This is a genomic window from Brachybacterium sp. YJGR34 (assembly GCF_003347015.1).
Taxonomy (GTDB): Bacteria; Actinomycetota; Actinomycetes; order Actinomycetales; family Dermabacteraceae; genus Brachybacterium.
Map to the genome: position 1 here is coordinate 1 of NZ_PNFB01000005.1, position 14,974 is coordinate 14,974.

The window sequence follows — 14,974 nt, forward strand, 5'->3', positions numbered from 1 at the left end:
GTACTGCACTCGGGAGGGTGTGGGAGAGTAGGTCGCCGCCGGACATCTTTCACGGGAGTGGAGGAGTGCTTGAACCCCCAGGTTGTCTGGGAGTGTTCGCCTCCTCCACTCCCTTTTTTCATGCCCGGACACCGGCGTGGGCTTGTTCCCGGGAGGTCGGCACGCGGGCTGCGGCCGGGTGGGCGGTAGAGCTGGCCGGAGGTGCGATGCGTGCGCTGCCAGGGGTTCGGTGCCCGGGGTCGGCTGCGGCGAGCGGGCGCTGGAGCTGTTCCGGGTACTGCCGCGCTCGCTTCCCCGCCCGCCGGCCACGGAGATGCTGGGGCGTGAGGAGTGAATGGTCGCTCGAGGTCGCTGGACGTCCCACCGGACGGGAACCTCTCCCTCACCACCTGGACAGCACCGCACAGGGTGGTGATGGCCGCTCCAGGTGCCACCGGGCTGGGACCGAGACCTCTCTGCTGTCGGGTGAGCTCAGCTCAGCAGCAGTTCAGCACGGTGCAGCGCGGTGACGGAAGCTCCGCCCCGGAACTGCGGTGCATCCCGACGAGGTGGTCGCCGGCCAGCGCTCGAGGGCGGTCGGGTCAGGTCCGCTCCAGCGCGAGGCGGGTCACCGCCTCCGGTCCGGGCTCATCCCAGCAGCGCGTGCCAGAGCAGCAGCTGTGTCAACAGGAAGCCGCTGACGAGGTTGAGGACGAGGAATCGGCGCCACCCGTCCCGTGACCGCGCGGCCTCGGAGTCATCGAGCCCGCGATAGGGCCAGATGCTGACGATGTAAGGGACGACCAGGACGGCGCCGAGCAGAGTCGGCCACGGCAGCGTGAGCATGACCAGGCCCGCGGCGGCGTACGCCCCGATCGCCAGGCGGACGGTCCGACGAGCCCCGAGCACGGTCGCGACGGAGCCGATCCCGGCGGCGCGATCGGGCACGATGTCCTGCACAGCACCGAAGGCATGGGAGGCCATCGACCACAGGAAGAACGCCCCCAGCGCCCCGAGCGAGGTCACGGTGATCGGCGCACCGACGAGCGCGAGCCCCACGGCGGCCGGTCCCACGAAGTGCGTCGCCGAGGTGATCGAGTCGAGCACCGGACGCTCCTTGAGACGGACCCGGGGCGCCGAGTATCCGATCACCGCCGCCAGCACCACAGCCATCAGGAGGGAGGAGGCCCAGTTCCCGAGCACCACCAGGACGAGCGTGAACGGGAGCGCGAGCAGCCCTGCCGCCCACAGGGTCACCGCGTGCCATCGTCGGTCCAGGACCACGCCCTCGACCCCGCCCTTGCGCGGGTTGCGCAGATCCGATTCATGGTCGAAGACGTCATTGACCCCGTACATCAGCAGGTTGTACGGGATGAGGAAGAACAGGGTGCCCACCAGCAACGTGGGGGTCAGACCTCCGCCGGCGAGCAACCATGCCGCGGCGAAGGGGTAGGCGGTGTTGATCCAGCTCAGCGGGCGTGAGGAGCCCACCAGCTGGCGCACCATACCGGGGGCATCGGCCACAGCGGTCATCATCGCTCCTTCTCGGCTGGTGTCGCCAGCAGCCACAGCGCGGGCAGGAGGAGCCCGGCTGCGACGGGCCAGGCCAGATCCTCGACCGGGACCAGCCCGATCCTGACCCCGCTGAGCAGTGACGGCTCGTAGCGGAACAGGTCTGCCGCGATCATCAGGGAGTCGAAGACCAGGGTGAGCACGGTCAGTGAGCCCACGGTCAGCGCGGTGGCGGCCCACCAGCGTCGGCCGGGGCGGCGCAGGACCGCGACCAGCGCGATGAGCAGGAGGGGTGGCAGCAGGAACAGCGTGGCCAGCGCGGCATACGTCATGGTCCGGTCTCCGGGTCCATCGGGCGTCGGCCGTGTCGATCCGCGAGCGGTGCGGCGGGCGGCGCAGCGTCGGATCCTCTCCGCCGGATGTCTGCCCTCCCGGGGCACCGCCGTCGCAGCACCTCCTCCGCCAGTCCTCGCAGCACCAGGGTCGTGTACGAGAGGAAGGTGACGAACACGAGCTCCTCGAGAGGCAGCTCGGGGGCCAGCATGATGCCGGTCATCGCCTCGCTCCGGCCGGCCATGTAGTGGCCTGCGGAGATCGCCGCCAGATCCCAGAGCAGGAAGAAGCCCGCGCTCAGAGCGAGCACGAGGACGGCGCGCCGCGGAGCGCACCACAGCACGAGCCTGAAGCGACGATCCACCAGAGCCATGCCCGCGGCGGAGACCAGCAGGGAGATCAGGTACAGCAGCGAGGTCACGGCACGACCACCGGGTCCGTCTCGGGCTCCGGGAGGGGAGCGCTCGAGCGATCGCCGCGCAGTCGCTTGGCGACCAGCTCCGCGCTGATCACGCACATCGGCAGACCCACCCCGGGGATCGTGCTGGAGCCGGCATAGAGCAGGCCGTCGACGTGGCGCGAGGCGTTGCCGGCGCGGAAGAAGGCGCTCTGGCCCGTGGTGTGTGCGGGGCCCAGCATGCTGCCGCGCCACGCCCCCAGGTCCTCGTGGAACTCCGCCGGGCCGATGGTGCGCCGCACGACGATGCGCTCGGCGAGGTCCGGCACCTCCGCCTCCGCGGCGATGCGCGCGATCGCCTCGTCCGCGATCCGTTCGACCTGCGCGGCGCCGCCCCCGTCCAGGCCGCCGCGGCCCAGGCCGGGATCCGAGGGGACCGGGACCAGCACGAACAGGTTCTCGTGCCCGGCCGGTGCGACGGCCGGATCGGTGGCGGAGGGGCGGCAGACGTACAGGGACGCGGGGGAGGGGACACGTCCCTCCGCGATCGCTCCGAAGTTCTCGTCCCAGTCGGCGGTGAAGAACAGGCTGTGGTGCGCGAGCTGCGGGAGCTCGCCGCGCACGCCCAGCAGCACGAGCACCGCCCCGGGCCCGCTGGTGCGTCGCGTCCACCAGGACTCCGGGAAGGTCTGCAGCTCGCGCGGGAGCATCGTCGTCTCGACCCGATGGAGATCCGCGGTCGCGACGACGGTGTCCGCCACCAGCGTGCGCTCGATGTCGTCGGACCCGCGCACGGCCACCCCGGTCGTGCGGGCGCGGTGTGTGCTCCGCCCTGGCAGGAGGCCCGCGGCGCGGTGGGTGGGCTCGGTGAGGATCCGCGTGGCCCGGGTGGAGGTGTGCAGGCGCACCCCCTGCTCTGCGGCGAGGCCCGCGATGACGTCGATGACGCGAGCGAAGCCGCCCTCGGGGTACTGCACGCCTCCTGTCAGGTCCAGTGCGCTCATCAGGTGATACATGCTCGGTGTCCGGTCCGGGGAGGAGCCGAGGAAGACCGCCGGGTAGCCCAGCACCTGCCGCAGGCGCGGGTCGCGGAAGCGGCGGCCCACGAAGTGCTCGAGCGACTCGGTGAGCAGTGCGAGCAGACGCGGCGCGCGGGCCAGCAGCTCGCGGTCGAGGAAGGGGCGGAGCGAGGTGAAGGAGGTGTACAGGAAGTGTTCGAGCGCCACGTCGTACGTGGTCTGCGCGGAATCGAGGTACCGGGCGAGTCGCAGGCCCGCGCCGGGCTCGATCGCCTCGAAGGCGTCGGCATTGCGTGCGGCGGAGGCCCGCACGTCCAGCGGCCGTCCGCGATGACCGTCGAAGAACACCCGGTAGCCGGGATCCAGCCGACGCAGGTCCAGCTGCTCCGCGGAGGAGGTCCCCAGCAGGCGGAAGAAGTGGTCGAACACCTCGGGCATCAGGTACCAGGACGGCCCGGTGTCGAAGCGGAACCCGTCCCGCTCCCACCGCCCGGCCCGGCCGCCCAGCTCCGGACGGGCCTCGACCAGATCCACCCGGTGACCGTCCCGCGCCAGCAGCGCGGCGGTCGCGAGCCCCGAGATGCCACCGCCGATCACCACCACGGAGCGCGGGGCGGCGTCCTCCGGGCGCTCAGGGTCGACGGCCGGGCGCATCGCCGGGCTCACGGGTGGACCCCGATCAGGGCGCGCGCGAGCACCAGCGCCTTCTCGTGGTCGGGCACCCGGACCCGGGAGCGGAGGATCTCCGACGCCGGTGTCGCTCGCAGCCGCCGAGACAGCGCGAGGTACAGCCCGTGGGCGGCGGCCACTGCGCGGCGGCTGCTCGGCGGCAGCTGGGGGATCGCCTCGGCCGCACGGCGCAGATCCGCATCGATCGCATCCAGCAGCAGGTCGCGCTGTGCGTCCGTGATGGCCGCGGGGTCGATCCCGGGGACGTACGAGCGGCCCAGACGGTCGCGGTCCTCGGCCAGGTCGCGCAGGAAGTTGACCTTCTGGAAGGCGGCTCCGAGGCACCGTGCGGGCTCCCGCAGCCGCTGGTAGGTCACCTCGTCGCCGCCGACGAACACGCGCAGGCACATCAAGCCCACCACTTCGGCGGAGCCGTGGACGTAGGTCTGCAGGCTCTCGGCATCGTGCGCGGAGATCGTGAGGTCCGCTCGCATCGCGGCGAAGAACGGGTCGATGAGCTCGGGGCCGATGCCGAACCGGCGCGCGGTGAGGCCGAAGGAGTGCACCACCAGGTTGGTGCTGCGCCCGGTGCGCAGCGCCCGGCCGGTCTCCACCTCGAGCTCGTCCAGCAGCCGGGCCCGCTCGGCGTCGGGCAGGCAGGGATCGGGGTCGTCCACGACCTCGTCGGCGATCCTCACCAGCGCATAGAGGTTCCGTACGTGGGTGCGTACCGGCTCCTCCAGAAACCGCGAGGCCCAGCCGAAGGACGTGGAGTAGCCGGCGATGACACAGCCCGCGCTGCGCTGGGCGACCCGGTCGTAGAGCGGCGCCGGATCCTCGGCCGCGAGCGCGTTCATCGGGGCTCTCCGCGCTGGGCGCGGCGCGCCTGAGCGGTGATCGCGGCGAGGGCGATGAGCACGGCCGCGACCACGGCGGCGACGGCGGTGACGGGCGAGGAGGGAGCATCGGTCCAGCGGCCGACCGCGATCCACCCGAGCCCCCAGATCATCGCCAGCGGTGCCGCGATCGGATGGCGGCCCGCGACGATGAGCGCGATCCCGATCACCGCCACGACCGCCAGCACGAGGACCGCGAACAGCGCCGGGACGCCGAACCCGGTGAACCCGGCGCCGAACAGGGCCGCGGCGACGTTCGCGCAGGTCGCGACGCTCACCCAGCCCAGGTACACCCCGAAGGTGCCGTCGACGACGACCTTCTCGAGGAGCCCCCGGGCGGGGCGGGCGGCGAGGCGCCGGAACAGGTCGGCCAGGACGGCGAGCAGGGCCAGGATGACCAGCACGCTGAGCCACACCCAGCCGGCCTGGACCACGAGGATCCAGGCGGCGTTCAGCAGCAAGGAGGCGATCGCGTGCCCGGCGATGCGGCGCTCGTCGTCCGCATCCCACCACTGCCACAGCGCGTAGGCGCCGAGCCCGAGGTAGATGAGGGACCAGATCGAGAAGGCGGATCCAGCCGGGGCGAGATGGGTGGCGTCGGCGGAGAGCAGGCCCCCGGCGGCCTCGGAGATCGAGACCCCGCCGAAGGCCCCCACGCCGATCGCGGTGCCGACCATCGCCAGCACGAAGGCGAGGGACACCGCGAGGTGACGCAGAAGGGCGGTGGGGGTGGTGCGGTCGGTGCTCATGAGTCCTCCTGGGTCGCGTCGATGCCGCCGCGGCGAGGGCGCACGGCCGGTGCGGCCGTCTCCGCCGAGCGGGCGATATTGCGCTGCATGCCGCCGAAGACGACCCCGTGGAACGGCCATACTGCCCACCAGTACAGATCCCCGGCCAGACCCCGGGGGTGGAAGACCGCCCGCTGGTGCAGCACGGAGCCGCCGTCACCGGCCTCCTCCACCCGCAGCTCCAGCCAGGCCCGTCCGGGCACGCGCATCTCCGCGCGCAGCCGCAGCAGCCGGCCCGGCTCCAGCCGTTCCACGCGCCACCAGTCCACCGCCTCGCCCACGCTGAGGCGGTGCGGGTGACGCCGGCCGCGGCGCAGGCCCGGTCCGCCGACGAGGCGATCGAGGAGGCCGCGAACCCTCCAACCGAGCCGCCAGGAGTACCAGCCGTTCGTGCCGCCGATCCCTTCGATGACCGACCAGACGGTCGCCGGGGAGGCGTCGACGTGACGGCTGCGGGTGTCGAGCCGCGTGATGCCGCCGGCCCACTCGGGATCCTCCGGCAGCGGGGCGGACGGGGCGCGGGCCGGGAGCGCGGAATGCCAGGCGGTGGGGACGTCGAGGTCCCGCAGCCTGGTCAGGGCGAGCTCGATGGCGCGATCCGCACCGGTCAGGCCGCCGGCGGGGTCGGGGATCAGGGAGCGGACCGTGTCGTCCCGGGCGACGGACTCGTGGATCAGCGACTCCACGAGGGGACGTGCGATACCGGTCGGGACGGGCGTGACCAGCCCGATCCAGAGGCTCGCGAGCCGCGGGGTGAGCACCGGAACGGCGAGGATCCGGCGGGGGCGCAGCCCGGCGACGCGCGCGTAGGCGCGCAGGAGCCCGGCGTAGGTGATGACATCCGGCCCGGCGATGTCGAGGGTGCGGTCCTGATCGCCCTCGAGCCCGGCGGCGCCGACCAGGTAGTGCAGCACGTCGCGCACGGCGATCGGCTGCAGGCGGTTGTGGATCCAGCGCGGAGCGATCATCACCGGGAGCCGCTCGGCGAGATGGCGCATGATCTCGAAGGAGGCGCTGCCGGAGCCGAGGATCACCGCGGCCCGGAGCACCACGGTGGGCACGGTGGACGCCAGCAGGATGTCGGCGACCTCCTGGCGGGAGGCCATGTGCGCGGAGAGCTCCTCGTCCTCGGGGTGGAGACCGCCGAGGTAGACGATCCGGCGCACCCCGGCCCTCTCCGCCGCCCGGGCGAAGGCGAGCGCGCCGCGACGGTCGCGCGCGGCGAAGCGTCGGCCGCCTCCCATCCCGTGGATCAGGTAGTAGGCGACGTCGATGCCGGCCAGCGCCCGCTCCAGGCTCGCCGCCTCCTCCACATCCGCCTCGACGACCTCGATGTCCTCGCGCCAGGGGCGTGCGTCGAGCCCATCGGCGCGCCGAGCCATGGCGCGCACCGGCAGCCCGGCCGCCAACAGCTCCGGGATCAACCGACCGCCGATGTACCCGGTGGCGCCGGTGACGAGCACGCGGGCGGACTCGCGCGCCCGGTCGTCGGAGTGCGATGAGGTGCGGGTCGCCGGACTCATGCGAGCTGACCTGCTCGATCGGGTTCCGGGGCGGCGGGGGCCGCCTCCGGGGCCGGGGACAGGGCGGACTCGGCAACGGCCAGGATCTCCGTGGTGGTGGCGGTCAGCGCCTGCGTCAGGGCAGGGGGGAGCCGATGACGGGTGGCGGCCTCGATCGCGCTGCGGAGATGCCAGCATCCCAGGTCCTCTGTCCAGGCCCGCGAGCCGCTCTCGACCAGCAGGTCGCGGGCACGGCGCGCCCCCACCGCGTCGAGGTCCGCCCGACCGATGAGCGGTCGCAGCCGCGGCCAGACGGGCGTGCTGGAGGCGTGGGCGAGCAGCACCGTGCGCTTTCCCTCCCGCAGGTCTCCGAGGGCGCTCTTGCCGGTGCGCTGCTCGTCCCCGAAGATCCCCAGCAGGTCGTCGAACAGCTGGAAGCCGATGCCGAGCAGGCCACCGATCTCGTCGAGCGCGGTGAGCACCTCCTCCGAGGCGTCGGCGAGCAGCGCGCCGGCGTGGAGGGGGAGCTGGAAGGAGTACACGGCGGTCTTGAGCTCGGCGACCCGGAGAGCGTCGCGCAGCGGTGCGGAGGAGGGCGTGAGGTCCAGCTGCAGGCGCACGTCCGCGAGCTCACCGGCCGCCGAGGCGTGGACGGTGGTCTCGAGCAGGTCCAGGAGCCGGTCCACCACGGGCGGCGGGGCCTGGCAGCGGACGATGGCGCGTGCGGCGGCCAGCAGTCCCAGATCGCCGGCGAGGATCCCCGCCGCCTCGCCGTAGCGCTCGGCGCCGGCCGGGGAGGCGCCGTGGCACCGGGCGCGCTGGGCGAAGGCGCCGGAGAGGTTCGGCACGCCGCGGCGCATCCGGTCGCCGTCGATGACGTCGTCCTGGACCACGAACGCGGTGTGGAGGAGCTCGATCGCCGCGCCCACCTGGAACGCTGCGTTGTGCCGAACTCCTCCGAGGGCGTGGTGCGCGGCGATCAGCAGGGCGGGTCGGAACCGCTTGCCGCCCTCGGCCGAGCGGGCGAGGGCGGACCACAGCGCGCCATGGTCCTCGAGCGGGAGGATGCCGGGCGTCGTGGCACCGCCGCTCAGCAGCAGCCCGAGCTCCCGGTCGATCGCCCGACGGTCCTCTTCACTCACGAGGAGATCCCGGGCGCTCATGGAGTGCTCCCGAGAGCGGCGGAGCGGAGCGCACCCGCGTCGGCGGGCGGGGCGGCGGGAGCCAGGTGGGCGCGCAGCGCGGGGATCTGGCGCACGGCCCATGGGCTGAGGGTCCAGGGAGCCAGCTCCGCCAGGTGGATGAGGTGCTCGGGGCGGACCCACCGCAGCTCCATCACCTCCGACGGGCGGGGGACGGGGGCGCTCGCGGCCTCGGCGACGAAGACCGGGCAGATCTCGTTCTCGACCACGCCGGAGGCGTCGACCGCGCGATAGCGGAAGTCGGGCAGCGCAGGGCGGAGGGCCTGGACCTCCATCCCCAGCTCGTGGCGCGCGTGGCGGGTCACCGCCTCGGACAGCGCCTCGCCCTGGCGAGGATGGCCGCAGAAGGAGTTGGTCCACACGCCCGGCCAGGTGCGCTTGGTCAGTGCTCGCCGGGTCACCAGCACCGATCCGTCCTCGTGGAGGACGTAGCAGGAGAATCCCAGGTGCAGCGGGGTGTCGGTGGTGTGGACGGAGGCGCGCGGGGCTCGCCCCCGCACCTGTCCGTCGGCGTGCACCAGGAGGACATGGTCGCTGATGGCGGCGTCGGGCATCGCCCCTCCTGAACTACTTAGCCTGTCTAGTTAAGTGGACTGTAGCATCCAGGCATGCATGACGAGTCGCGGGGCAGGGGCACGGGGGCGACCGACGGCGCCGCCGGGCCCTCCACCGAGGAGCCGGGCGGCTCCTACTGGTATGCGGACGCGGACTCCGCGGTGCAGCTGCTCTCCGCGCTGCGAGGATTCCGCGCGGCGGACACGGACCTGCGCCGGCGCATGAGTGCCGGGATGGACATGAACGTCACCGATCTGGCCGCTCTGCGGTTCGTCATCGCGCACGAGGTCGCCGAGGAGCCGGTCACTCCGCTCGGTCTGGCCCAGCACCTCCGGATCTCCGGGGCCTCCACCACGAAACTGCTGGACCGGCTCACCGCCTCCGGGCACCTGGCCCGCGTCCCGCATCCGCGGGACGGCCGCTCGCGGATCATCGTGGCCACCGATCACGCCCACGCCCAGGTGCGCGAGCGCCTGACCCGGATGCACGAGCGGATGCTGGAGATCGCGCGGTCGGTGCCCGAGGCGTCGCGGCAGGACGCCGTCGACTTCCTCCGGGCCATGGCCGAGCATCTGGACACGGAGTCGGTGCCGGAGCAGCTCACGCCGCACGTGGGTCAGGACCGGCGAGCTGCGCGATGATGACGGCTCCTTCTCGGCGCGCTCCCCGGGGTCTGCTCGCTGCGGTGCGCTCGCCGGATGTGCTCACCGGCGCTCTGCAGATGCTCAAGAGCGTGGCCGCCGCCACCCTCGCCTGGTGGCTGTCGATCGCCATCCTGGACTCGCAGCTGCCCTTCCTCGCGCCGTGGGTGGCGCTGCTGACCGTGCACGCCACCGTCTACCGCTCGGTGCGCCACGGTCTGCAGACCACCGTGGCCTCGGCGCTCGGGGTGGGGCTGTCGTTCCTCGTCGGCGCGCTGCTGGGCGTGCACCTGTGGAGCTTCGCGCTGGCCCTGCTCGTCGGTCTGCTGGTGGCGAAGATCCCCGGCATCCGGGAGGAGGGGGTCGCGGTCGCGACCACGGCGATCTTCGTGCTCGGCAGCGGCTTCGGTGAGCAGGCCCCGCTGCTGGAGGATCGGATCCTCGAGGTGGCGCTGGGGGTCGGGGTGGGCGTCGCCGTGAACCTGGTGGTCGTCCCCCCGCTGCGTGACCGGCAGGCAGCGCAGACGGTGGACAGCATCAATCGGCGGATGGGGGCCGTGCTGACCGAGATGGCCGACGAGTTCGGCACCTCCTGGGACGACGGCCGGGCGGAGGCATGGTTCGCCGAGACCGGCAGGATGCGGGACGAGCTCGACGCCGCCTGGCAGACCGTGCGCGTCGCGCGCGAGAGCGAGCGCGGCAACCCGCGACGGCGACTGCGCCGGGGGCGCCCGGCCGTCGACAGCTCCGCGTCCTACGAGGAGATCCTCGGACGTGTCGACGAGGGCGTCTCCCACCTGCGGCATCTCGCGCGCACCTTGCGGGAGGCCGCCTCCGCGGACGAGGTCTCCTCCGCGGAGACAGCGTGGGGCGAGGACTTCCGCCAGCGGTGGGTCGCGATCCTGCGGGACACCGGTCACGCGCTCGAGGACCCGGACGCGGAGGTCGAGCCCATCGCCGACCGGCTCGATGAGCTCGCCGCCGAGATCTCGTCGAACGGTGCGCTGCCGGCAAGGGCGTGGCCGCTCTACGGCTCGCTGCTGGCCAGCACGCGCCATATCGCGGTGATCGTCGACGACGTGGCCTCGGCCCGGGCGGCCCGCGAGGAGGAGCGGACGAACCCGGCGAGCTGACCGCGCGAGCTCAGGCGCGCTCGCCCAGCTCCACGACGTTCGGGGCCAGGCGCTCGTTGCTGCCGTACATGAAGTGATTGGCCATGTTCTCCGAGTAGCGGCTCGCCTCCGGGGTGCGGCCCACGGCCTCGGCCACCTCCCGGAGGTGGATCGGGGCGGCGCCGCAGCACACCCCCAGGTAGTTCACGCCCAGGGCGAAGGCCTCCGCGGCGAAGTCCCGGATCTCGTAGCGGTTGGTGAACAGCGGATCCAGAGCGGTGGGGAAGGTGCGCCCGTGCGGGGACGGGACGGCGGCGGCGTCATCGGAGAGGTTGAAGAACGTCGGCTCCTCCTCCGTGGTCCGGTAGGGGACCGGCAGCGCGCCCACGTGGCACGACACCGCCTCGCGGATCTGCCGCAGCCAGGGCATCATCGTCGCCGGGCCGCGGAAGCAGTTCAGCCCCACCACGTCGGCGCCGCCCTGCTCGAGGCGCTGGGCCGTCTCGACGATGCCGACCCCGTCGGCCATCTCCTGGAAGGCCATCGGGGCGAGCGTGAGGACCACCGGCAGCCCGGAGGAGGCGGCGACCTCGAGCGCCGCGAGCGCCTCCCCGGCGTAGTAGAAGGTCTCGCCGACGATGAGGTCCGCACCCTCCTCGACGGCCCAGCCCACCATCTCCTCGAACATGCCGCGCACCTCCGCCTGGCGGGCGGGATCGGCCGGATCCCAGATGTTCGAGTTCGAGATGTTGCCGGCCATGAGGTTCCCGGGGACGTCGTCGGCGACCTCGCGGGCGATGCGCAGCGCGGAGCGGTTCAGCGGCTCCAGCAGGTCCTCCTTGCCGATCACGCGCATCTTCTCGCGATGGCCGTTGTAGGTGAACGCCTCCACCACGTCGGAGCCGGCGCGCTGGAAGTCCACGTGCAGGCCGCGCAGCGCCTCCGGGTGGTCGAGGGCGACCTCGGGGACGAACTCGCCCGCGGTGAGATACCCGCGGCGCTCGAGCTCGAAGAGGAAGCCCTCCGCGCAGAGGACGGGGCCGGCGTCGAGGCGCTCGGTGAGGATGTTCTGGGGCATGGGGGCACTCCGTGGTCGGTCGAGGGGCCGTCCCGGCCGAGACTAGCTCTCCGGCGCGGCGGTACCGCCTCCGTGGCGGAGTGTGAACGCGGCGCGGTCCGCTCCCGGTCCACGCGTGAGGGACGCTCGGCGGGCCCGGGTCCACCCCATCGAGTACGCCCAGGCCATCACCTCCCGCAGCGGGGAGCGCAGGGCGATCCCCACCGCGACCTCGCGCAGCGCCGCGACGGTCGGCGGGAGCGGACGCCCCAGCACCGTGTTCGCCTGTGCCAGGTGCCCGGCGCGGCGGGCGCGACGGCGGATCCGGCGCTCGGCGCGCTGCCAGGCGGGGTCCTCGTTCAGCGGCCCGCGGCTCTCCCCCTCGGCCGCGCTCTGCAGCAGGGGCGCGAGCTCGAGGGCGTCGAGCCACCCCAGGGTGATGCCCTGACCCCCGATCGGGCTGATCTCGTGCACGGCATCGCCCACCAGCAGGCAGCGCCCGCTCAGCATCGTCCGTGCGGTGCGTCGCCGCACGGTGAAGACGCTGAGCATGCTGCACGTCGCCGCCTCGAGGCTCACCCCGGTGCGCGCGCGGACCAGGTCCGTCAGAGTCCTCGCGGTGGGTTGGACGGGCGGGGTCGTCCCCGTGTGCACCACCCAGCGCCGCCGGTGATCCGGCAGGGGGAAGGACTCGACGACGCCGTCGGGCTCGAGGTGGATGATCGCCTCGCGATCCGCGGAGCGCTCACCCGGTGCGCCGGGGTCGGCGAGATCTCCCATGAGATAGGTGTCCGGACCCTCGCCGCCGGTGGTGGGGATCCCCAGCAGGCGGCGCACGCCGCTGCGAGAGCCGTCGGCCCCCACCACCACGGCGGCGCGCCGCGGGGGTGCCGGGCCGGTCGCCGGCGTGCCCTCGGCGCGCTGCGCGGTGATCGCCACCCCCTGCGCCTCCTCCTGCAGGCCCGTCACCTCCCATCCGCGATGCAGAGCACCGGGTGCGAGCTCGGCCAGGCGCCGTTCGAGCAGGGCCTCGGTGCGGCTCTGCGGCAGCGACAGCACGTAGGGGCGCTGCGGCCAGGCCCGGGCGAAGCGCAGCGTGCCCAGCTCTCGCCCCCGGCTCCGTGCACGACCGCGCCGGATCCTCGTCCCGGCGGCCACGGCCGCCGCGTCCAGCCCCACCGCCGCCAGCGCCTCCAGGGCCGGCGGGTGCAGGCCGATGGCGCGCGACTGGTCCCTCGGGACGGTGCGGCGCTCGAGGACCTGCACATCCACCCCGCCCGTCGCGAGCAGGCAGGCGAGGAACAGGCCCGTCGGCCCGCCGCCGACGACCAGCACCCCGCAGGGGGACGGCGCCTCGTGCGCCGACGGTGTTCCGGCCCCGTGCGCGGCGGTCATCGTGCCCCGGCCCCGGTGAGGTCCCGGGTGAGCAGCAGGCGCCATCGGGCCGGCGCGCTCACCGACCAGGTCGCAGGAACGCTCCGGGCCAGCTCGGGCGCGGTGTAGCTGCGCCGGATCGAGGTCAGCCCGTCGGTGCGGATGAAGGAGCCGGGGGACAGCGGAGCGGCGCCCAGCGCGAACAGGGCGTAGCCCAGCCGATCCCGCTGGATGTCGCTGTGGACCACGGCGGCGCCGGCCAGCCGCGCGGAATCGGCCAGCAGGCCCTCGAGCTGCGCCGGGGCGAGATGGTGCAGCAGATGGTTGGAGATCACCAGGTCGAAGCGCGCTCCCTCGGCCACCAGATCCGCGGAGGTGGCCCGGCGGAAGCGCACCCCCGCGACCGGCGGCCGGGACCGCGCCCAGGCGTGCGCCCGTGGATCGGGGTCGATGCCGGTGACGCGCAGATCCAGGCCGTCTCGGCGGGCCCAGCGGGCGAGGGACCGGGCCAGGTCGCCGCCCCCGCTGCCCACGTCCAGCAGGGTCGAGGGGCCGCGCTCGCGCAGATGCGGCCGCAGGTGCCGGCGGTAGGTGGCATGCCACCCGGCCACCACCGCGTTGACCACGCGGAAACGGGCGTAGGTGCGCTCGAGGCGGCGCGGATCGCAGTGCGGGTCGTCCATCTCCTCGGTGGCGTGCCGGTCCCGCGCGGCGAGGTCCGGCACGATCACGAGCCGGTCGCGGAGGCGGGGGCGCCGTGGACGGTCAGCAGCGCGGTCTCCACCGTCAGCCCGGGGCCGAAGGCCATGGAGCACACGCGCTCGCTCGTGCCGGGCTCCGCGGTGCGCAGGATCTTCTCGAGCACGAACATCACGGTGGCGCTGGACATGTTCCCGAAGTCGCGCAGCGTCTCGCGGGCGGGGACCAGCTGGGATTCCTCGAGCGCGAGCTTGGCCTCCACCTTGTCCAGGATGCTGCGGCCCCCGGGGTGGATGGCCCACTGCTCGATCTCGCGGTAGGGGATCCCCTCCAGCGTGGGCTCGTGGGCGAGCAGCGGGGCCAGCGCGTCGACGATGTGCTCGTCGATGATGTGGGGGACGTAGGTGCCCAGCACCATCTCGAAGCCGTTGTCGCCGATGTTCCAAGCCATCGCCTCCTCGCCGACGGGAGTCAGCACCGTCTCGAAGTGGTCCAGCTGCAGCACGGGGGTGGAGGAGGGCAGGTCCCGGCCGGTGATGATCGCGCCGGCGGCGCCGTCGGCGAACAGGGAGGAGCCGACGATGGTGTCCGGGTCGTTCGAGGTCCGCACGTGCAGGGTGCACAGCTCCACGGTCGCCACGAGCACCACGGCCTGGGGATCGGCGCGGCAGATGGTCTGGGCCTGGCGCAGGGCGGGCAGCGCGGCGTAGCAGCCCATGAAGCCCAGGTGGTAGCGCTGGACCGAGGGGTTCAGGCCCAGGGAGCGCACGATCCGGTAGTCGGGGCCCGGGGCGAAGAAGCCGGTGCAGGAGACGGTGATGACGTGGGTGACGTCGGCCGCCTCGATCCCTTCCGCGCCCTCGAGGGCGCCCGCGGCGACGCGCGTGTAGAGCTCCGTGGCCTCCCGGGCGAAGATCGCGTTGCGCACCCCGGTGGTGGGGTTCAGGAAGCGCCTCGTCTCGGCGTCGAAGAAGACCGGCTCGCCCTCGGCCGGCGGGCCGTCCCATTCGTCCAGCGCGCTGTAGCGCCGTTCGATCCCGGAGGAGTTGAACGAGGTCGCGACCAGGCGCTGTCCGAGCCGGCTGAGATCGGGCTGCGCGGCCAGGACATCACGCACCGCCTCCTGGGGGAGCTCGGTGGCGGGGACGGCGACGTCCAGGGACCGGAGAGTGACAGTCATGTCTCATGGTCATGACAGGGCGCCGCCCGGGGCAACCCCTGGGGCGCCCCGATCCCTTT

15 protein-coding genes are annotated in these 14,974 nt (G+C 73.3%); 2 read left to right on the forward strand and 13 right to left on the reverse strand.

The features are described from left to right. Nucleotides 1–627: 627 nt before the first annotated feature. From CXH06_RS06190 to idi, 9 genes are read right to left on the reverse strand one after another with little or no spacing between them, the layout of a single operon-like run. Nucleotides 628–1,512, reverse strand: coding sequence for a prenyltransferase (locus CXH06_RS06190; RefSeq protein ID WP_114854298.1), 885 nt, complete (start codon nt 1,510–1,512; stop codon nt 628–630). Further along, nucleotides 1,512–1,823, reverse strand: a complete 312-nt coding sequence (locus CXH06_RS06195; protein WP_114854299.1) for a lycopene cyclase domain-containing protein — start codon at nt 1,821–1,823, stop codon at nt 1,512–1,514. Before CXH06_RS06195 ends, CXH06_RS06190 begins: the two co-directional genes overlap by 1 nt. Beyond that, a complete protein-coding gene (locus CXH06_RS06200) occupies nt 1,820–2,245 on the reverse strand; it encodes a lycopene cyclase domain-containing protein (protein WP_114854300.1) in 426 nt (141 codons plus the stop codon). The genes CXH06_RS06195 and CXH06_RS06200 overlap by 4 nt, the downstream gene beginning before the upstream one ends. Next, on the reverse strand, nt 2,242–3,894 hold the full coding sequence (crtI, locus tag CXH06_RS06205) for a phytoene desaturase family protein (protein ID WP_114854301.1): 1,653 nt from the start codon (nt 3,892–3,894) through the stop codon (nt 2,242–2,244). The genes CXH06_RS06200 and crtI overlap by 4 nt, the downstream gene beginning before the upstream one ends. Nucleotides 3,895–3,902: 8 nt before the next feature. Continuing rightward, on the reverse strand, nt 3,903–4,766 hold the full coding sequence (locus CXH06_RS06210) for a phytoene/squalene synthase family protein (protein WP_114854302.1): 864 nt from the start codon (nt 4,764–4,766) through the stop codon (nt 3,903–3,905). Continuing rightward, complete coding sequence (locus CXH06_RS06215) at nt 4,763–5,554, reverse strand: tryptophan-rich sensory protein (RefSeq protein WP_114854303.1); 792 nt, start codon at nt 5,552–5,554, stop codon at nt 4,763–4,765. The genes CXH06_RS06210 and CXH06_RS06215 overlap by 4 nt, the downstream gene beginning before the upstream one ends. Then, nucleotides 5,551–7,116, reverse strand: coding sequence for an SDR family oxidoreductase (locus CXH06_RS06220; protein ID WP_114854304.1), 1,566 nt, complete (start codon nt 7,114–7,116; stop codon nt 5,551–5,553). The genes CXH06_RS06215 and CXH06_RS06220 overlap by 4 nt, the downstream gene beginning before the upstream one ends. Next, entirely contained in the window at nt 7,113–8,258 is a 1,146-nt protein-coding gene (locus CXH06_RS06225) for a polyprenyl synthetase family protein (RefSeq protein WP_232820226.1), read from the reverse strand. The genes CXH06_RS06220 and CXH06_RS06225 overlap by 4 nt, the downstream gene beginning before the upstream one ends. Further along, a complete protein-coding gene (idi, locus tag CXH06_RS06230) occupies nt 8,255–8,851 on the reverse strand; it encodes an isopentenyl-diphosphate Delta-isomerase (protein ID WP_114854305.1) in 597 nt (198 codons plus the stop codon). Before idi ends, CXH06_RS06225 begins: the two co-directional genes overlap by 4 nt. A 54-nt stretch (nt 8,852–8,905) precedes the next feature. Here idi and CXH06_RS06235 point away from each other — a divergent pair, with 54 nt between their 5' ends. Continuing rightward, nucleotides 8,906–9,493, forward strand: a complete 588-nt coding sequence (locus CXH06_RS06235; RefSeq protein WP_114854306.1) for a MarR family winged helix-turn-helix transcriptional regulator — start codon at nt 8,906–8,908, stop codon at nt 9,491–9,493. 44 nt (nt 9,494–9,537) lie between these two features. After that, nucleotides 9,538–10,626 (forward strand): aromatic acid exporter family protein, encoded by a 1,089-nt coding sequence (locus CXH06_RS06240; RefSeq protein WP_232820227.1) that lies wholly within the window; start codon nt 9,538–9,540, stop codon nt 10,624–10,626. 10 nt (nt 10,627–10,636) lie between these two features. Here CXH06_RS06240 and CXH06_RS06245 read toward each other — a convergent pair whose 3' ends face one another. From CXH06_RS06245 to CXH06_RS06260, 4 genes are read right to left on the reverse strand one after another with little or no spacing between them, the layout of a single operon-like run. After that, on the reverse strand, nt 10,637–11,683 hold the full coding sequence (locus CXH06_RS06245; RefSeq protein WP_114854308.1) for a homocysteine S-methyltransferase family protein: 1,047 nt from the start codon (nt 11,681–11,683) through the stop codon (nt 10,637–10,639). 42 nt (nt 11,684–11,725) lie between these two features. Then, on the reverse strand, nt 11,726–13,057 hold the full coding sequence (locus CXH06_RS06250) for an NAD(P)/FAD-dependent oxidoreductase (protein WP_114854309.1): 1,332 nt from the start codon (nt 13,055–13,057) through the stop codon (nt 11,726–11,728). Continuing rightward, entirely contained in the window at nt 13,054–13,767 is a 714-nt protein-coding gene (locus CXH06_RS06255) for a class I SAM-dependent methyltransferase (protein WP_114854310.1), read from the reverse strand. The genes CXH06_RS06250 and CXH06_RS06255 overlap by 4 nt, the downstream gene beginning before the upstream one ends. Then, a complete protein-coding gene (locus CXH06_RS06260; RefSeq protein ID WP_114854311.1) occupies nt 13,764–14,915 on the reverse strand; it encodes a type III polyketide synthase in 1,152 nt (383 codons plus the stop codon). Before CXH06_RS06260 ends, CXH06_RS06255 begins: the two co-directional genes overlap by 4 nt. Between the last annotated feature and the right edge of the window lie 59 nt (nt 14,916–14,974).